The organism is Capnocytophaga sp. H2931 (assembly GCF_002302535.1).
Taxonomy (GTDB): Bacteria; Bacteroidota; Bacteroidia; order Flavobacteriales; family Flavobacteriaceae; genus Capnocytophaga; species Capnocytophaga canis.
Genome location: NZ_CP022381.1, coordinates 524,116 through 544,075 on the forward strand (window position 1 = coordinate 524,116; position 19,960 = coordinate 544,075).

Here is a 19,960-nt window from a genome sequence, read left to right on the forward strand (position 1 = left end):
ATCGCAATAAGTTTTCAGATATAAATAATGACAAATCTTAATTACCAAAAACTATGAAATACATTGCTTTATTTTTTACATTGATTATCGCATTGAATGTCAATGCCCAAAAACCAATACAAAAAGGATTTCAAGCCATTGACCGCAAAAACGCTGAAGCTCATATTGAGTTTTTAGCAAATGACCTTTTAGAAGGTCGCGAATCAGGGTTTCGAGGGGGACGAATTGCTCGAGAATACATCGTCGCTCAACTCAAACAATACGGCATAGAACCCTTATTATCTTCAAATAACTATCTACAACACTTTACTGCTTACCGACCTGAAAACTCGGCTCGTGAACCGAAACGATACACGGTTACTGACTCGATAATCACACGTTTACAGAAAACTTTCCACGTTCGTTTGGAAATGGCTAATGTTTTAGGAATGATTCGAGGTAAAAAGGAAAATGAGTACGTTATCGTGGGTGCTCATTACGACCATTTGGGAATGGATGCAAATTTATTTGGTGACAATATATATAACGGTGCAGACGACAATGCTTCGGGAGTGTCAGCCGTACTGCAATTGGCAAAGGCTTTCAAAGAATCGGGAGAAAAACCTGAGCGAACCATTATTTTCGCTTTTTGGGATGGTGAGGAGCGAGGGCTTCTTGGTTCACAATATTTCATCGACAAATGCTCTTTTAGAGATAATATAAAGTCCTATTTGAATTATGACATGATTGGGCGTAATAATCGTCCTGCCGAACCAAAACATGTGGTGTATTTCTATACGGCTTCATTCCCTATTTTTGAAACATGGTTAAAACAAGATTTAAAAAGCTACAAACTTGATTTAGAACCTGATTACCGAGCTTGGGATAATCCTGTCGGTGGAAGTGATAATGGTTCATTTGCTAAGTATAAAATCCCAATTGTATGGTTTCATACCGATGGACATCCAGATTATCACAAACCTACTGACCATGCCGATCGCTTAAATTGGGATAAAATCATAGAAATCACACGTGCTTCTTATTTGATAATGTGGAAATTAGCCAACGATAAATATTAACAAAGATGAAAAAATCGGTCTTTCTTTTAAGTTTATTACTTCTTTTTTTGCAATGCAATTCACCTCAAATTACTGAAAAAGAGAAAGTCTATGGTTTACTGGCTAAAAATGCAATGGTCGTAAGCGCCAAGGAAGAGGCTTCAAAAATAGGAGTAGCCATAATGCAAAAAGGAGGCAATGCGTTCGATGCAATGATAGCTGTGGAACTAGCTTTGGCTGTGGCATATCCCAATGCAGGAAACATTGGCGGAGGCGGATTTATGGTTTACCGCTTAGCTGATGGGAAAACAGGAGCGCTGGATTATCGTGAAAAAGCTCCTGCGGGTGCAACTAAAGATATGTATTTGGATAGCAAAGGAGAGGTTATTGAACACAAAAGCACACTTGGTGCGTTGGCAATAGGCATCCCTGGAACTATTGACGGACTTTTTGAAGTTCATCAAAAATTAGGTTCATTACCTTTTGCTGAATTAGTACAACCTGCTATTGATTTAGCTCGTAATGGAGTAGTTATTACCGAATTACAAGCCAATGGATACATGAACAAAAATATAGAACTAATCAAAAAAGCTAACAACTACCCTACCCCTTTTGACAATGGATGGACGGCAGGTCAAGTAGTCAAATACGAAGATTTGGCAAAGACTTTAGAACGGATTCGTGACAATGGACGAGATGAGTTTTACAAAGGAGAAACTGCCAAACGGATAGTGGATTACGTACAGGAATTGGGGGGCATTATCACCCATGATGATTTGGCAAACTACAAAGCTCAGTGGCGAACCCCAATTTCGTTTCAATACAAAGATTTTAACATCATCTCCATGACCTTACCTTCGAGTGGAGGAATCTGTTTAGCTCAAATATTGAAAATGATAGAACCTTATGATATTGGTAATTATCCTCACAATCAAACAGAATACATCCAACTTTTAACCGAAGCCGAACGCCGTGCTTATGCCGATAGAGCCTACTATCTGGGAGATATAGATTTCGTACGAGTTTCATTAGATAGCCTACTCAATCCAAATTACCTAACATACAGAATGTCAGATTTTTCATGGGATAAAGCCAGTCGTTCATCGGAAATAAGTCATGGAAAATTATCATCTTACGAAAGTGAAGAAACCACTCATTATTCCATTGTAGATTCTTATGGAAATGCCGTAGCTGTAACAACAACACTAAACACGAATTACGGCTCCAAAGTATATGTTAAGGGAGCAGGTTTTTTCCTTAACAATGAAATGGATGATTTCAGTATCAAACCAGGCGTCCCTAATGTTTACGGATTAGTCGGTTCAGAAGCTAATGCAATAGCTCCTAACAAACGTATGCTAAGTTCTATGACCCCTACCATTGTGGAACATAACGGAAAACTCAAAATGGTCATCGGTACTCCAGGTGGATCAACCATTATTACCTCTGTCCTACAGAATATTCTGAACGTAATTGAATTTGGAATGACGATGCAAGAAGCTGTAAATCAACCACGTTTTCATCACCAATGGTTACCCGATGAAGTAAAGTTAGAACCTAAAGGATTTGATCGAAAAACAGTCGAAGAACTTATGGGTAAAGGGTATCTTATCAAGGAAGAAGATAACATTATAATAGGTAAAGTAGATGCCATTTTAGTACATCCGAATGGAGAATTAGAGGGCGGAGCTGATCCTCGAGGGGACGATAGGGCAATCGGTTTCTAACCTAAAAATCAACAATGTATTCACTCTTTCTATAATAATATTATATATATCACTACATAACTATAAAACAATGTCTGTCAGTGCTTTCATAAACTATCTTACCATAGAGCGAAATTATTCCACAAACACTGTGGAAGCGTACAAACATGACCTGATATCATTTGAAAAATTTCTAAACGAACTAAATCCTAAAGAAAACCAAAATATCGAAAATGCCCAACAAGAAGACTTAAAAAAATGGATTATCCATTTAACTGAGCAAAACATCACTTTTAAAACCGTCAATCGGAAATTGGCTGCCTTGAGAACTTACTTTTCTTTTCTGAAAAAATCAAGTCAAATTGAAGTAAGCCCTTTTGAAAAAGGAATTCCCTCGTTGAAGACAGAAAAAAACATAAAACTTCCCTTTTCTGAAGATGAAGTAAAAAAAGTACTGTCGCTATGTGAAGACAAAAATTGTTTTGAGGCTATTCGAAATCATGCCATTATAGAAACGCTTTACAGCACGGGCATACGTCGTTTCGAATTAATCAATTTGCAATTGAAAGACATTGATTTTGGTTCGCATCAACTAAAAGTATTAGGAAAACGCAACAAAGAGCGCCTCATACCAATGCTTCCTGAGTTAGAAAAATCATTGAAAGAATATCTATTTGTACGACAAGAAGTTGCAAATTCAGAAAGTGAAAATTATTTATTTTTACTAAAAAATGGAAAAAAAATTTACGAAACACTTGTTTATCGCATAATTAATTCGTACTTTAGCACAATAACAACAAAGAAAAACGTAAGCCCTCATGTATTGAGGCACTCATTTGCAAGTCATTTATTGGACGGAGGAGCCGATTTGAACACTGTTAAAGAGCTGTTAGGACATTCCAGTTTGGCGAGTACCCAAGTTTATACTAATAGTAGTTTAGCAGAATTGAAAAAGCAGTACAACGGAGCTCATCCTCGAGCAATAAAAAATGAATAAATAAAAAAGTTGTTTAACCTTTTATAAAATTAAAGTTATGAAAGTACACGTACATCCAGTAGATTTTACTATTGACCAAAAATTGGTTGATTTTATCCAAAAAAAGTTAGATAAGTTAGACCTCTTCTATGATAAAATAATCGAAGCAGATGTCCATCTAAAATTAGAAAACACAAGCGCTAAAGAAAATAAAATTGTAGAAATTAAGGTTCATGTTCCGGGTGAAAGTTTGGTCGTAAAGAAACAATTTAAGTCTTTTGAGGAAGGAGTAGATGCATCTGTAGTTCCCTTGGAGCGAATGTTGTTAAAATACAAAGAAAAACGTTAAATATGACAAAATTTTTTCTCTAATTTTCAAATTAGTATTATTTTTGTTGCCCCACAACAAAAAGCAGTATTAATTTATATAAAAAACGAGAAAAATGAAAAAAAAGATTTTTACTTTAGGAATATTTGCCTTAGCAATAGTTTCTGTAAAAGCTCAAGAAGATTACAACAAATGGTCAATTGACTTACAAGGGGGTGTTAACAGCCCTTTGATTGAAATGTCTGAAGGCTATTCAACTTCAACACTTAGCCCATGGAACGTGAGCGGTGGTGTTCGCTATATGTTCAACAATAAGTTTGGTCTTCGCTTAGGTGGAGGATACGATTCTTTCAAGAATAAGGACAATACACCAAAGTTTGAATCAAACCTATGGAATGTTAATTTACAAGGAATTGCGAACATAGGTCGTGTTTTAGGCTTTGAAGAATGGACGAGTGATTTAGGATTGTTGGCTCATGCAGGTGTTGGATACGGTCAGCTAAAGGCAGATGCTTTCTCAGGTAAGGATCAAGTAGCTTTCGGCGTTGTTGGTTTAACCCCTCAGTTGCGTATTTCTAACAGAATTACGTTAGTTGTTGACGGTTCTTTTTACTTTAACGGAAAACAAGACAGAACGTTTGATGGCTTTACAGCAACTCAAAATAAAGCAATTCAGGGAATTAACTTTGTAACTACTGTCGGCCTACAGTTTGCTATCGGGAAACATGGAAAACACGCTGATTGGCATAGTATTGCAACTGAAAAATCAGATTTGAATGACCGTATAGCAGCGTTAGAGAAAGATGTAGCTGGTTTACAGAAAGAAGTGGCTAAAAAAGAAAATAAAATGAACGATGCTAACGGAAATAATATTCCTGATGAAATCGAAAACTACTTGAATCAAAACTACGCTACAAAGAACAGTGTATCTCACTCGGGTGAAATCAATAGCGACACAGCTAGTGATTTAATACGAAAAGGATATATCAACGTTTACTTTGATTTCAACTCAAGCAAACCTCAGTCTTATTCAATTTGGGCTGCTGATTTTGTTGCTAAATTCTTGAAAGAAAACCCAAGTTCAAGGGTAAATGTTGTAGGTTTTGCAGATGAGTTAGGAGGAACAAATTACAACCAAAGTTTATCTAAGAAAAGAGCTGACACTGTTAAACAATTGTTGATTGACTCTGGAATTAATGCTTCAAGAATTACCTCTGAAGGAAGAGGGGAAGATAAAAGTGTTAACAAAAACTCTGCTCAGGCACGTCAAATTGTTCGCAAAGCTACTTTCGAATTGAAATAGTTCATATAGAAGAGTAAATTGAAAAACCGATTAGAAATTTCTAATCGGTTTTTTTGTTATTTGTGGTAAAAAGTCATAAATTTGGGTGCTAATTTTCTAATTAAGTAACAATGAAAAAATCATTTGTATGTTTAGCGTTTTTCATCTGTTATGTGGTAAACGCTCAAAAACAAGACGTTTCGGTGGTATTCAACGAATCGGCCAAGCATTTCACCGAAAGCCTTCCTATCGGAAACGGACGCTTAGGAGCAATGATTTTCGGAAAAACTGATGTGGAACGCATCGTTTTAAACGAAATCTCACTTTGGTCAGGAGGACATCAGGAGTCTGATAACCCAAATGCCAATGCCTATCTGAAAGAAATCCAACAATTACTTTTTGAAGGAAAAAATCTCCAGGCACAAGAATTACTTCAAAAGCATTTTGTATCTGAAGGACGTGGGTCTTGTCATGGGAATGGCATGAAATGTCACTACGGTTGTTATCAAATATTGGCAGATCTTACCTTGGATTGGCAAAACTCTTCTCCAGTAAAAAATTATAAACGAATTTTAGATCTTGAGAAAGCTATTGCCACCACCTCCTTTGAACGTGATAATAACCAAATTCAACAAATTGCTTTCGCTGATTTTAAAAACGACATTTTATGGATTAAAATTTCTGCATCGAATCCCTTACAACTTAACGTAGCTCTTTCGCGTAAGGAAAATGCTTCCGTTTCATATCAAGGGAACCAAATCATTATGAGTGGAACGTTGCCTAATGAAACTGAAAAGGGAATGAGGTTTGCTTCAGTCGTAGAGGTGGAAGCAGATGGAGTTTTAGAACAAAATAATGATTGTTTAGTTGTCAACAATTCAAAAAATATTATTTTAAAAATAAGTGCTTCAACAAATTACGATCATAATACAGGGAAATTATCTTCAGAAAACGTGGTAGAAAAAGCACATTCATACCTACATAAAAGTACATCATTTGAGGTTGCCTTATCTGATAGTCAAAAAAAATATCAGGAAGTTTTCAATCGCAATCGTTGGTATATGCCAAGTAGCATTCCTACTGAAAATTTCACTACACATGAACGATTACAACGCTTTTATAAAGGCGAAAATGATCCTTTATTACCTGTTTTGTACTACAATTTTGGGCGTTATTTACTGATTTGCTCGTCACGACCTGGATTGTTACCAGCGAATCTGCAAGGGTTGTGGGCTGAGGAGTATCAAACGCCTTGGAATGGTGATTATCATTTAAATATCAACGTACAGATGAATTATTGGTTAGCTGAGCAAACTAATTTATCCGATTTAGCTGAGCCTTTGCATCGTTTCACTAAAAACCTAATGGAGAATGGAAAAAAAACGGCTAAGGCTTATTACAATGCTAACGGATGGGTAGCTCACGTGATTAGCAATCCTTGGTTTTTCACCTCTCCAGGCGAAGGAGCAAGTTGGGGTTCGACACTTACGGGAGGAGCTTGGCTTTGTGAACATATCTGGGAGCATTACAAATTCACTCAGGATATTAACTTCTTACGAGAATACTATCCAACTTTAAAAGAATCTGCTCGTTTTTTTGAAGATATTTTAGTGAAAGATCCTCAAACAAATTTTTGGGTTACTTCTCCTTCAAATTCTCCTGAACACGGATATGTACTTCCAGAATTAAAAGATGGAAAAAAACAAGTTGGATTCACTTGCATGGGGCCTACAATGGACATGCAAATTCTTAGAGAATTATTTTCCAACACCTTAAAAGCGTCCCAATTATTGGGTGTCGACAAAGAAAAACACTCTCAATGGCTAGATATAATTAAAAACACAGCACCAAACACTATCGGAAAAGATGGTGATTTGAACGAATGGTTGGACGATTGGGAGGACTCTGACCCTAAACACCGACATGTATCACATCTCTACGGACTATATCCGTATGATGAAATAACCCCTTGGGACACGCCTGAACTCGCTGAAGCTTCTCGCAAAACTTTAAACATACGTGGTGATGCTGGAACAGGTTGGTCCAAGGCTTGGAAAATAAATTTCTGGGCAAGATTACAAGATGGTGATCATGCACTTACACTGATTCGGCAGCTATTAAAACCTACTGAAATTAGTTCAAATAACTGGAGAGATGGTGGAACGTACGCTAATCTATTTTGTGCTCATCCTCCGTTTCAAATTGATGGAAACTTTGGAGGAACGGCTGGAATTTCAGAAATGCTTTTACAAAGTCATGGAAAAGACAATGTTATCCGAATTTTACCTGCTCTGCCAAACCATCCTGACTGGAAAAATGGAGAAATGAAAGGAATGAAGGCAAGAAATAACTTTGAAGTTAGCTTTTCTTGGGAAGATCACAATCTTAAAGAGGCGGAAATCATCTCCTTAAGCGGAAGTACATGCTATGTGATGCTTCCTGCTGGTAAAAGTATATATCTAAAAACGAATAATAAACTTAAAAGAGTTGTTAAATCTTCTAAAACAAACAAAAAAATAGGTTTTAAAACTAAGAAAAATCAGATTTATATAATAAAATAGTTAATCCATATGCAAAAATTAGTAGAACGTTTCATTACGTACATAAAAACAGACACACAATCTGACCCTGAAAGTCAAACTACTCCAAGTACAGAAAAACAATGGAACTTGGCTCGATTCTTAGCCGAAGAACTAAAACAAATTGGCATGGAAGAGGTTACAATTGATGAAAATTCGTATGTAATGGCAACTTTACCATCAAACGTTGATTATGAAGTACCAACCATTGGATTTATTGCTCATTTCGACACTTCGCCTGACTTCTCGGGAGAAAACGTAAATCCTCAATTTATTGAAAATTATGATGGAAGCGACATCGTACTGAACAAAGAAAAAAACATAGTACTTTCCCCTTCATATTTTGAAGACCTATTGCTTTACAAAGGACAAACAATTATCACTACAGACGGAACTACCTTATTAGGGGCTGACGACAAAGCAGGAATTGCAGAAATTGTTACCGCTATGGAATATTTGATACAACATCCTGAAATTAAGCATGGTAAAATCCGTGTTGGTTTCACCCCTGACGAAGAAATTGGACGTGGAGCCCACAAGTTTGATGTGGAAAAATTTGGCGCCGACTGGGCTTATACCATGGATGGAAGTCAAATCGGAGAATTGGAATACGAAAGCTTTAATGCTGCGATGGCAAAAGTGTATTTCAAAGGGAAAAGCGTACATCCTGGTTATGCGAAAAACAAAATGGTCAATTCCTTGTTGATTGCCAACAAGTTTATATCAATGTTGCCTGAAAATGAAATCCCACAAGAAACTTCAGGCAGAGAAGGATTTTTTCACGTAATGGATATAACAGGCGACATTGAAAACACGACTGTGCAACTTATCATCCGTGACCACGACCGTCAGTTATTCGAAAAACGAAAAGAAACTATAAAACAAATTGTTGAGGAATTAAACAAAACTCATAAAGATGCTGTTACGGTAGAAATCAAAGACCAATATTTCAACATGCGTGAAAAAATTGAACCTGTTTTTCATATTGTAGAAGTAGCCGAAAAAGCGATGAAAGAACTGGGAATCACCCCTATTATCAAGCCTATTCGTGGCGGAACAGATGGTTCGCAACTGAGCTTTATGGGGTTACCTTGTCCGAATATTTTTGCCGGAGGACATAATTTCCACGGGAAATTTGAATATGTTCCTGTAGAAAGTTTGGAAAAAGCTACACAAGTAATTGTAAATATTGCAAAATTAGTAGCTAAAAAGTAAAACAGCTAATTTCCAACATATTAATTATAAAGGCTTTCCGAAAAGTTTTTCTTACTGTACCGCTATTTAAGAGCGTTTAAATATCAACAGCTTAGGATATTGCTTACTGCTCGGAGGTACGTCGTATTAACTTTTCAGAAAGCTTCTTCTTTATTCCAAAAAACTATGGATTGCTTTTGTTCAAAATTTGGCACAGATATTGTTGATTTATTAGTGAAGTCTATGATTTCAACATGAAGTGAAATTTTTAAATTCAGTATTATGAAAAAGTATAACAAAATCAGAGTTCTTGCGGTGAGAAGTTTTTTAGTGATGTTACCGTTGCTTTTGGCTTCCTGCGGTTCTTATTACACATATTACGATGACGGAATCTATGGAGAGCGTCCATCGGTACGATATGTAGAAGTTGTGGAGCATCGTCCTGCACAGCAAACAATAGTTGTACGCGAGAATAAATACAGTAATTACTTCCGAGATAAGGCTCAACAGTTTACCCCTGATGACAATTATACCGTGTTTACTGATGTAGATAACTATTCATCAAACACTTATACAGAAAATGGAAGACAAGCGTACGCTGGTTGGGGAGACAATCCTTCACAAGTGACTGTAAATATTTATGATTATAATAGCTATTGGTACGATCCTTATTATCGCTACAATTCTTATTGGGGATATGGAGCTTGGTATCCGACACCTTATTATGGAGGTTACTACCCATATTACAGAAATAGAGGAACTTGGGGATTTTCAATAGGCTGGGGTTGGGGATATTATGAACGCTATTACCACCCTTATCACTATGGATATTATCCGTATTACAGAGGACATTACTATGGATATCCATACTATTACGGTGATAGATATTATTACCGTGATAGATACTACAACAATGGAGGGTATTACAGCAATGGAAACTACTACCGATATGATGGTAGAAGATATTCACCAACTGTAGGACGTAGAGGCGATTCAAGCGGTTATTACGATGACTACAATAGGGGTAACTCTTCAAGAGGATATGTGCCTAATAGAAGCAACTCAGACTCAAGAACATATCGAACTGAACGAAATTCAAATTATGGCAACAGTAATAATAATAGAGGTACTTCGTCAAGAAGTTACTCACCGAGCAATTCTACCCAAAATCGAGTAAACTCAGATTCTAAATCCTACCAAAGTAGAGAAAGAAGTTCTAACTACAACTCAAATCAAGAACGCTATAACAATTCGTCAAGAAGCTACACACCTTCCAACACAAACAGAGGTTACGATAATAGTAGGAATACATCTCGTTCTTACGACTCAGGAGGAAGCAGTAGCGGAAACTCAAACCGCAGTAGTAGCGGAACTACCCGAAGAAGTTACTAGTCCTAGAATATACATTTGAATTTAAACGAATAGAAAATGAGAAAAACGTTATTATTAATATGCTCATCCATAGTTGGTGTTACTTCAGCTCAAAATTTAACAGATGCATTGCGTTATTCTGTTGAAGATTTGAACGGAACGGCTCGTTACCGAGCTATGAGTGGGGCTTTTGGTGCACTGGGAGGAGATTTATCCGCTATCAGTGTGAATCCTGCAGGTAGTGCTGTTTTTTCAACAGGCGAAATAACTTTCACTTTGGGAGGAGAAAGTTTCAACTCCAAAAATACATTACACAATACTACAGTGACTAACAAATACTCAAACTTCACTTTCGATCAGTTTGGAGTAGTTTTCAGTATTCCGAATACGGATGATTCAGATTGGAAAAAATTCGCACTGTCGTTCAACTACCAAACCTCAGCCGATTTCAACCGAGATTTTATTTATGGAGGCTCTACAACAGGGAAAAATTTAGGAGACTATTTTCAACACTTTGCCAATGGTATCGCCCAGCAAGACTTGATGTTAGATGACTACGAAAATAAGGTTATTGTTAGAAGAAATAGTTTGACTGATATTTATGATGCTATGGGACGATCACCAAGAGCATTTACCCTACGTAATGCTCTATTGGGATATACAGTAGGCTTGGTAGATCCTCAAATTGGATTTCGAGAAATTCAACCTTCCGACTCTGACCAATTAGCAGATAATATTTTAGCAGAGACTAACTACATAAACAAGGTGGCAGGAGTTTCAACCAAGCAGAATTTCGATGTTGCGACCAAAGGAGGAATACATAAGTACAACTTTAGTTTCGCTACCCAGTATGGTGATGATATTTATTTAGGTTTAGGATTCAATGCCCATACTGTTGATTATTCGAGTGTTACACGCCACTATGAAGGATATGATCATTCCGGAGATATCAAAAATGCATATTTCAGAAACGAATTGAAAACTTTAGGGAATGGAATTTCCTTTCAGTTGGGGGCTATAGCTAAAGCTACGAAAGATTTACGTTTAGGAGTTTCTTATACTTCGCCTACTTGGTACACATTACAAGATGAAACAACTCAGTACATAGAAACAAACAACCGAGCGTTTTTTGCAGACCCACGAGTAGTAGTTGTATACGATGAGTACAAATTCCGCACACCAGGTTCATGGACTGCAAGTGCTGCTTATATATTTGGAAAAAACGGCTTAATTAGCTTTGATTATATCTACAAAGGATATGGGAAAACATATTTCAGAACAGAAAATTTAAAATCGGAAAACACAGTCATTCAAAATGAATTAGGAGACACCTCGACTATTCGTTTAGGTGGAGAATACCGAATCAAAGCATTGAGTTTACGAGCAGGAATCCGTCATGAACAAAGTCCTTACAAAACAGGAATTAAATACATAGGTGATTTGACGGGATATTCATTAGGCTTAGGATACGCTCTTGGTGGTGTGCGTTTCGATTTGTCGTATGACGTTGCAAAGCAAGATAATTACCATCGTATCTATGAATCGGTCTTAACTACACCTGCAAAAATGACATCGACAAGAAGTAACATTCTATTGACAATGTCAATAAAATTATTCTAAAAATCTATACAATTTGTTATTTAATAAATAAGGATAGGCTATTCGTAAAAAGGATAGCCTTACTTTTTTGTAAACCAATATTTTTTTGTATTTTTGCTCTTATTTTTCACTATGAAACACATTGAAGCTATTGGGCGTTACTTTATAATGCTCTACGATATATTCAGAAAAAGGACGCGATGGTCAATCACAAAAAAGCTAATCATCAAAGAAATTGATGATCTGATAGTCAACTCATTAGGAATCATCCTATTTGTTTCATTTTTCATAGGGGGAGTCGTTGCTATTCAAACAGCATTGAACTTAGACTCTCCTTTGGTAATGAAATCACTAATAGGTTTTGCTACACGTCAATCCATCATTTTGGAATTTGCACCGACATTTACATCAGTAATTTTAGCAGGAAAGGTAGGATCATTCATAACTTCAAGCATCGGAACAATGCGAGTTACAGAACAGATTGACGCTTTAGATGTTATGGGAGTAAATTCACTAAACTATTTGGTTTTTCCGAAAATCATTGCACTGCTTTTCTTTCCTTTTCTGGTTGCGATTGGCATGTTCGTAGGTATTGTAGGAGGTTGGGTCTCAACTGTGGCAAGTGGAGCTGCTTTTTCAGGCGAGTTTATAGAAGGGGTACAAATGCAGTTCAAAACATACGATTTAGTTTATGCCTTTACCAAAACATTGGTATTTTCCTTTTTCTTAGCTACAGTCCCTGCATATCACGGTTACTACATGAAAGGTGGAGCTTTAGATGTTGGAAAGGCAAGTACAACATCGTTCGTATGGACGAGTATTGTGATTATTATAGTTAATTCGGTATTGACACAGTTGTTCTACGCCTAAAATTACTTCACTCATTTAAAAAAAGGAACAAGCAAAACTATGATTCAAGTTAAAAACCTACATAAATCATTTAACGGAGTACCTGTACTGAAAGGTATATCAACAACTTTTGAAAAAGGAAAAACTAACCTAATCATCGGTCAAAGTGGTTCTGGAAAAACTGTTTTTTTAAAATCTTTATTAGGATTATTCACACCCGATGAGGGTGATATTATCTATGACGGGGTTAGCTATGCTGAAATGAAGCGCAACGAACGCACAAAGCTACGCCAAAAAATGGGAATGGTTTTTCAAGGAAGTGCTTTATTTGATTCTATGACTGTACTTGAAAATGTAACATTTCCATTACAGATGTTTTCTTCAAAAACTCCAGAAGAAATTCGCGAAAGAGCTGATATGGTACTCAATCGTGTGAAATTGGTGAATGCTGAGCATAAATTGCCTTCAGAAATTTCTGGAGGTATGCAAAAAAGAGTTGCCATCGCCCGTGCAATCGTCAATCGTCCGAATTTTTTATTTTGTGATGAACCTAACTCAGGTCTTGATCCAAAAACGGCTATCGTTATCGACAATTTGATTCAGGAAATCACCGAAGAATTTAATATTACCACTATTATTAACACCCATGATATGAACTCCGTAATGGAAATTGGAGCAAAAATCATATTCCTCAAAAATGGATATAAAGAATGGGAAGGTTCAAAAGATACAATTTTTATAACTGACAATGAAGCTGTTACGGATTTTGTATACTCCTCGGAACTATTTAAAAAAGTACGAAGAGCTTATTTGGATGAACATTCCACCACACTCAAATAACGTAAGCATTTAACAATCAAAGTTTTAAATTATAATTATATACCATTAGAATTTTAAACACCTCTAAAATATATACATATGTTTAGTGAAAAAGCCTTAGCGATTTTTGAAGAAAGCATTCAAAAATATCATATCTTAGATGATGTGTATCAGCCATTTAGCAATCCATATCCTTCATCTTCGATGGAGCATTTACTCTATCGTAAAAATTGGATAGACACTGTACAATGGCACTACGAGGACATTATTCGTGATCCGAATATCGACCCTGTCGAAGCCTTAGATTTAAAACGGAAAATTGACGCTTCAAATCAAGACCGTACCGATACGGTAGAGTATATAGACAGTTACTTTTTACACACCTATAAAAATGTAAAACCTATTGAAAATGCAACAATTAACACCGAAAGCCCAGCATGGGCAGTGGACAGACTGTCGATTTTGGCATTGAAAATTTATCACATGCAAGAGGAAGTAAATCGACCTGATGCTTCAGACAAACATAGAGCCAAATGTCAAGAAAAACTCAACGTACTAATTGAACAACGCAAAGATCTTTCTGATGCTCTTGATCAATTATTAGCTGATATTGAAGCTGGTAGGAAGTACATGAAAGTTTACAAACAGATGAAAATGTACAACGACGAGGAACTGAATCCGATTTTGAGAGGGAAATAGCATAGAAGATTACTCTGAAATATTCGTTCGTGATGCCACGTTTCTTTTTTAAGCATAGCTTGTTTCTTTACAAAGACCTTAAAAACAAGATTTTGTAAAAAAACACCTTTTGAAAATGCTTTCAATTTTTAATAAATAGTTTAGGATTTAATTAAATATCCCAATCGTCGTCATCGGCATCGTTGAGTAAGCTATCTATGGCACGTCGATCTTTTTTAGTAGGACGACCCTCGCCTTTTTTTCGGTAGTACTCTTGTGATAATTTCATCAATTCAGCATGTTCAAAAGCTTCAGGAGGCGTCAAATCTTGTCGATATAAATCCAGTAACTTAGCTCCTACGCGTGATGGAGGAATATCCAGCACTTTCAATTCGTAGGTAATTTGGTTTTTGCGAAGAGCTATTTTATCGGAATTAAAAACCTCTCGTGAAGGCTTGGCAATGTCACCATTAATCCGTACATGTCCTTTTTTACAGGCCTCCGTAGCCATATTCCGAGTTTTGTAGTAGCGTACACACCAAAGAAATTTATCAATTCTCATAAAATCTGAATATTAACAATGAAAGTATATGGCAAAAATAATATAATTTCGTATCTTGCACCCTTGAAAAAACAAAAAAAATATATGTTGCGAAAAATAACACTAAGTATCAGCCTATTAGCTATTTTATCGATTATTTCCTGTAAAAAAGAGGAAGAATCAAAGCCTATAACGCCTCCTCGTGATGTAACTGAAGTACGTGATGAGAACGACGCAGCTATTACCAACTACTTAAAAACACACTTCCATACTTTTAAAAATAACGAGGTAGTTTTAGACACCATTGCTGGGGCAAATGCAAACCAAACATCTCTCATGGATTTGGTAAAAACCATAGAAATTGATGCTTATGATGCTAATAACAAAAAAGTACGTCATAAACTCTACTACCTGCCTGTACAAGAGGGAACAGGAATGAAATCAAGTATAGCCGATTCGGTTTACATAGCTTACAGAGGACAGTTATTAAAAGGAATAGAATTTGACAGGTCAGTAGGATACACACAGTCGAATTGGTTTGATTTGCTAGGTGATGTGACAAATCCAAATGCCATAAATGTAATTCGAGGATTCAGACACAGCATCGCTGAGTTGAAAGATTCAGCTTCTGAAATCACGGTCAATGTTGATGGAACTATTCAAACTCCAACTGATGGCGGGGTTGGTGTATTTTTTATGCCCTCACGTTTAGCATATTTCAACACATCAAAACAAAGTATTCCTGCCTACTCCCCTTTGATGTTTACAATACATTTGATAAAAACCAAACGAGCTGACCACGACAGAGATGGCAAACCTTCATTGGAAGAAATTCAAGTAGATGACTATGGAATAATTACATATACCAATTGTGATAACGACTCCCATCCCGACTACTTGGATGCAGACACTTGTAAATAATTATAAATTAATCACTTGACACAACACAAAATTTAACAAACTCAAAATAAAGGCTTTCCAAAACTATCGGACAGCCTTTTTTTGTCGAAAACAAAGCACAATTTTTATGAAAAAGCACATCCCAAATCTGATAACTCTACTGAATTTATTATGCGGAAGTATTGCGGTGATCTATGCCGTAAAAGGCAATTTTGCCATGACAGGACTTTTTGTTTCATTAGGGATATTCTTTGACTTTTTTGATGGTTTTTTTGCTCGTTTGTTGAACGTAAAATCTGAATTAGGTCTACAACTGGATTCCTTAGCAGATATGGTTACAGCAGGTGTAGTCCCAGGAATTGTAATGTTTCAACTCATCGCTAAAAGTGATTTTGTAAACGAAAATAAAACTCTACTAACTGATATTTTTCCCTACTTCGGACTATTAATAACTTTAGCTTCCGCTTATCGATTGGCTAAATTTAATATAGATACTCGACAGTCAACGGGATTCATTGGATTACCAACTCCTGCAAACGCTCTATTTATTCTATCATTGCCTGTTATTTTACAATTCCAACCAGCGGATTTTTTTGAAATCATCCTTCAAAATACTTGGTTTTTAGTATGTATTACGCTATTAAGTTCGTATATGCTCAATGCTGAAATTCCTCTTTTCGCCTTGAAATTCAAAGATTTTAGTTTCAAGAACAATAAAATTAAATATATCTTCTTAGGAATATGCGTCCTTTCATTGATTATTCTGCAATTTGTAGCAATTCCTTTGATCATTGTTGCCTATGTATTCATTTCATTACTACAAAAAAGGAAGAATTAGCACAAAATATCATTTGTTTTTTGTACAAGTTTCACAAAAATAATTAATCAAAAAAAACAGAATATTTTTTTTTATAAAAATTGTTTTCTATCTTTGTGAATTATAAATAAATCTAAAAAATGAATTTACACGAATATCAAGGAAAAGAAATACTTTCGAGTTTTGGCGTACGCGTACAACGTGGTATTGTGGCTCAAAGTCCAAAAGAAGCAGTAGATGCTGCTAAACAACTAACCGCAGAAACAGGAACCCAGTGGTATGTAGTAAAAGCACAAATTCACGCGGGTGGTCGTGGCAAAGGTGGAGGAGTAAAATTAGCTAAAGGACTGCAAGATGTTGAGCCTCTTGCTGAACAAATCATAGGAATGAATTTGGTGACTCCACAAACCCCTCCTGAAGGTAAAAAGGTTCATCAAGTCCTTATCGCGGAGGATGTATACTATCCAGGAGAAAGCCAACCTGAAGAGTTCTATATGTCTGTACTACTAGATCGTTCAAAAGGGAAAAATATGATTATGTACTCGACTGAAGGAGGAATGGACATTGAAACGGTAGCTGAAAAAACCCCTCATTTGATTTTTACAGAAGAAATCGATCCTGCTGTTGGTTTATTACCTTTCCAAGCTCGTCAAGTGGCGTTTAATTTAGGAGTTACAGGCGATGCTTTCAAAGAAATGGTCAAATTCGTTACCGCTTTGTACAATTGCTATGTATCATCCGATGCAAGTCTGTTTGAAATCAACCCCGTATTAAAAACTTCAGACAATAAAATTCTTGCAGTAGACGCCAAAGTTGTTCTTGATGACAACGCTTTATACCGTCATAAAAACTATGTTGATTTACGTGATTTACGTGAAGAAAACCCAATTGAAGTTGAAGCTAAAGCTGTAGGACTGAACTACGTAGCTTTGGATGGAAATGTTGGGTGTATGGTAAACGGGGCAGGACTTGCAATGGCAACGATGGACTTGATAAAACAAGCAGGAGGTTCACCTGCAAACTTTTTGGATGTTGGAGGAACAGCTGACGCTAAACGTGTGGAAACGGCTTTCCGTATTATCTTAAAAGACCCACAAGTGAAAGCTATTTTAGTAAATATTTTCGGTGGGATAGTACGTTGTGATCGCGTAGCACAGGGAATCGTTGATGCTTACAAAAATATGGGAGGAGATATAGCAGTTCCAATCATTGTACGTTTACAAGGCACAAATGCTGAATTAGCAAAAGAAATCATTGACAATTCAGGATTGGCAGTACATTCTGCTATTATGTTCCAAGAAGCTGCTAATAAAGTGAAAGAAGTTTTAGGATAATGTAGTAATACAATTTTTAAGTTTATAAACACACAGACAAGAAGTTAAGTTCTTATCTGTGTGTTTGTACTTTAAATCAACACTATTATTTGTAGAATCGATCCGAGATTTCGCGGAGAATGTCTTTTGCTACCTCATTCTTATCTTTCAAGGGAAAAGAAACTTCTGCATCATGAGTGATAAAAGTAACTTTATTGGTTTCCGTGCCAAATCCTGCCCCCTTGTCTTTGAGTGAGTTGAGTACAATAGCGTCTAAATTTTTACGCTTCAACTTTGACTTGGCGTTGGCAAGTTCATTTTCTGTTTCTAAAGCGAATCCTATAAGCAACTGATGTTTTTTGTTAGCACCTAATGAAGCAAGTATATCTCTATTCTTAACCAATTCTAAATGAAGCTCATTGTCATTTTTCTTAATTTTTTCAGAAGCAGGATTCTTAGGTTTATAATCTGCAACAGCTGCCGAAAGAATAGCCACGTCCGTGTTTTCAAATAATGAGGCTACCTTTTCATACATTTCATCAGCAGTTATTACTCGATGTAGCCGTATGTTTTTATGTATATTTTTCTCCGCAGAAGGCCCTAATACCAAATCAACGATAGCTCCTTGTTGTAAAGCCTCATTTGCTAAAGCTATGCCCATTTTTCCTGTCGAAAAATTGCCTATAAATCTCACAGGATCAATAGCTTCGTAAGTTGGCCCTGCAGTTATGAGTAATCGTTTGCCTTTCATCGGTAAATTATTATCAAACGTATTTTCGATGAAAGAAACAATATCCTCAGGTTCTGCCATGCGACCTTGTCCAACCAACCCACTTGCTAATTCACCAAAAGTAGCAGGAATAACATGATTTCCATGCTCTGCAATTTGAGATAAATTTTTACTGAGTGTAGGATGAGCATACATATCTAAATCCATAGCAGGAGCTACGAACACTGGAACGTTAGCTGATAAGTAAGTTGCTAATAAAAAATTATCGCATAACCCCGTAGCCATCTTTGCTAAAGTGTTAGCTGTAGCAGGAGCTATGATCATGAAATCAGCCCAAGAGGCTAATTCTACGTGGTTATTCCAGCGTGCATTTGTCGTTGAAAATGAAGTATATACCTCATTTTTCGACAAGGTAGAAAGAGTCAATGGAGTTATAAATTCTGTAGCACTTTGAGTCAAAATTACCTTAACATTTGCTCCTTTTTTTACAAAAAGGCGTACCAAATGAGCCGTTTTGTAAGCGGCAATGCCCCCCGTAATTCCTAAAACGATATTTTTCCCTTGTAGTGACATATCTTTTGATTTTCTTATCGCTTGTCTCATATAGATGTTCATCACAAATACATACAAATTCTTCTGGTGTGCCTTTACCCTAATTTTTAGAAAATGTAAGAACTTTGACGATACATGTACCGATATTTTTCTTTAGTTTAGAGCAATTTCTAAATATAAAACAAAATTAGCTACAGAAACGAATTTGCTCAATCTGCTAATATTTAGCAAATTACCTGTGACTGCATAAATAACGGAGTTAAAGAATTAAGCATGAATAAATATATGTAGACAAAAAAAGGGACAGCAACTTCTTATTTCAATTGCTTTCCCCTTTACTATGAAAACGAAAAATTTTAAGTAGTTTCTCTGTGATATACCTTTTTGTCTAACCATTCTTTCACAGCAATTGCTTGTGGTTTTGGTAATCTTTCATAAAATTTAGAAACCTCTATTTGTTCTTTATTTTCAAATATTTCTTCCAAATTATCATTATTAGTTGCAAATTCCTCTAATTTATCAATCAATTCTTTCTTAATTTCCGCGTTAATTTGCACGGCTCTTTTTGCAATGATTGATATAGCTTCATAAATATTTCCTGTTTCAGCCTCAATATCGGCACGACTATAAGTAATCGTTGAAATAGGAGCGTCTATTTTTTTTAAATCCATAGTATTCAGTGTTTTATT

At 36.1% G+C, this 19,960-nt stretch carries 18 protein-coding genes; 15 read left to right on the plus strand and 3 right to left on the minus strand.

Features of this window, described 5'->3' with window-relative positions; genetic code table 11:
• The first annotated feature begins 53 nt into the window (after positions 1–53).
• The 12 genes from CGC52_RS02205 to CGC52_RS02260 all read left to right on the plus strand — a co-directional run bounded on the left by CGC52_RS02205 (position 54) and on the right by CGC52_RS02260 (position 14,439).
• Positions 54–1,058 carry a M28 family metallopeptidase gene (locus CGC52_RS02205; RefSeq protein ID WP_095893319.1) on the plus strand — a complete coding sequence of 335 codons (1,005 nt, stop codon included), beginning with the start codon at positions 54–56 and terminating at the stop codon, positions 1,056–1,058.
• A 5-nt stretch (positions 1,059–1,063) separates the two neighbouring features.
• Positions 1,064–2,764: a gamma-glutamyltransferase gene (gene ggt / locus CGC52_RS02210; protein WP_095893320.1), complete on the plus strand. Its 1,701-nt coding sequence runs from the start codon at positions 1,064–1,066 to the stop codon at positions 2,762–2,764.
• A gap of 70 nt (positions 2,765–2,834) precedes the next feature.
• Entirely contained in the window at positions 2,835–3,740 is a 906-nt protein-coding gene (locus CGC52_RS02215; RefSeq protein ID WP_042008055.1) for a tyrosine-type recombinase/integrase, read from the plus strand.
• 37 nt (positions 3,741–3,777) lie between these two features.
• On the plus strand, positions 3,778–4,068 hold the full coding sequence (hpf, locus tag CGC52_RS02220; protein WP_042008057.1) for a ribosome hibernation-promoting factor, HPF/YfiA family: 291 nt from the start codon (positions 3,778–3,780) through the stop codon (positions 4,066–4,068).
• A 94-nt stretch (positions 4,069–4,162) separates the two neighbouring features.
• A complete protein-coding gene (locus tag CGC52_RS02225; RefSeq protein ID WP_042345687.1) occupies positions 4,163–5,350 on the plus strand; it encodes an OmpA family protein in 1,188 nt (395 codons plus the stop codon).
• 110 nt (positions 5,351–5,460) lie between these two features.
• Positions 5,461–7,890, plus strand: coding sequence for a glycoside hydrolase N-terminal domain-containing protein (locus tag CGC52_RS02230; RefSeq protein WP_095893321.1), 2,430 nt, complete (start codon positions 5,461–5,463; stop codon positions 7,888–7,890).
• Positions 7,891–7,899: 9 nt separating this feature from the next.
• Positions 7,900–9,123 carry a peptidase T gene (gene pepT / locus CGC52_RS02235; protein WP_042008063.1) on the plus strand — a complete coding sequence of 408 codons (1,224 nt, stop codon included), beginning with the start codon at positions 7,900–7,902 and terminating at the stop codon, positions 9,121–9,123.
• A 261-nt stretch (positions 9,124–9,384) separates the two neighbouring features.
• Entirely contained in the window at positions 9,385–10,494 is a 1,110-nt protein-coding gene (locus CGC52_RS02240; protein ID WP_095893322.1) for a hypothetical protein, read from the plus strand.
• Between the two features lie 36 nt (positions 10,495–10,530).
• Positions 10,531–12,093, plus strand: a complete 1,563-nt coding sequence (locus CGC52_RS02245) for an OmpP1/FadL family transporter (protein WP_095893323.1) — start codon at positions 10,531–10,533, stop codon at positions 12,091–12,093.
• Positions 12,094–12,204: 111 nt separating this feature from the next.
• Complete coding sequence (locus CGC52_RS02250; protein WP_042008069.1) at positions 12,205–12,942, plus strand: ABC transporter permease; 738 nt, start codon at positions 12,205–12,207, stop codon at positions 12,940–12,942.
• A 39-nt stretch (positions 12,943–12,981) separates the two neighbouring features.
• Positions 12,982–13,761: an ABC transporter ATP-binding protein gene (locus tag CGC52_RS02255; RefSeq protein WP_042008072.1), complete on the plus strand. Its 780-nt coding sequence runs from the start codon at positions 12,982–12,984 to the stop codon at positions 13,759–13,761.
• A 78-nt stretch (positions 13,762–13,839) separates the two neighbouring features.
• Positions 13,840–14,439, plus strand: coding sequence for a DUF4254 domain-containing protein (locus CGC52_RS02260; RefSeq protein ID WP_042008074.1), 600 nt, complete (start codon positions 13,840–13,842; stop codon positions 14,437–14,439).
• Between the two features lie 151 nt (positions 14,440–14,590).
• Here the strand turns inward: CGC52_RS02260 and CGC52_RS02265 are convergent, their stop codons facing one another.
• Positions 14,591–14,980, minus strand: coding sequence for an RNA-binding S4 domain-containing protein (locus tag CGC52_RS02265; protein ID WP_095893324.1), 390 nt, complete (start codon positions 14,978–14,980; stop codon positions 14,591–14,593).
• An 84-nt stretch (positions 14,981–15,064) separates the two neighbouring features.
• Here CGC52_RS02265 and CGC52_RS02270 point away from each other — a divergent pair, with 84 nt between their 5' ends.
• The 3 genes from CGC52_RS02270 (at position 15,065) to sucC (ending at position 18,010) form a co-directional block, all read left to right on the plus strand.
• Positions 15,065–15,880 (plus strand): FKBP-type peptidyl-prolyl cis-trans isomerase, encoded by an 816-nt coding sequence (locus tag CGC52_RS02270; protein ID WP_042008080.1) that lies wholly within the window; start codon positions 15,065–15,067, stop codon positions 15,878–15,880.
• A 106-nt stretch (positions 15,881–15,986) separates the two neighbouring features.
• Positions 15,987–16,697 (plus strand): phosphatidylcholine/phosphatidylserine synthase, encoded by a 711-nt coding sequence (locus CGC52_RS02275; RefSeq protein WP_095893325.1) that lies wholly within the window; start codon positions 15,987–15,989, stop codon positions 16,695–16,697.
• 119 nt (positions 16,698–16,816) lie between these two features.
• Positions 16,817–18,010 carry an ADP-forming succinate--CoA ligase subunit beta gene (gene sucC, locus CGC52_RS02280; protein ID WP_095893326.1) on the plus strand — a complete coding sequence of 398 codons (1,194 nt, stop codon included), beginning with the start codon at positions 16,817–16,819 and terminating at the stop codon, positions 18,008–18,010.
• Positions 18,011–18,095: 85 nt separating this feature from the next.
• On the opposite strand, the gene coaBC is transcribed toward sucC, so the two are convergent.
• The gene (gene coaBC / locus CGC52_RS02285; RefSeq protein WP_369800736.1) at positions 18,096–19,322 is read right to left on the minus strand and encodes a bifunctional phosphopantothenoylcysteine decarboxylase/phosphopantothenate--cysteine ligase CoaBC; all 1,227 of its coding nucleotides are present in this window, start codon (positions 19,320–19,322) and stop codon (positions 18,096–18,098) included.
• A 305-nt stretch (positions 19,323–19,627) separates the two neighbouring features.
• A complete protein-coding gene (locus CGC52_RS02290) occupies positions 19,628–19,942 on the minus strand; it encodes a DNA-directed RNA polymerase subunit omega (protein WP_042008807.1) in 315 nt (104 codons plus the stop codon).
• Positions 19,943–19,960 lie beyond the last annotated feature (18 nt).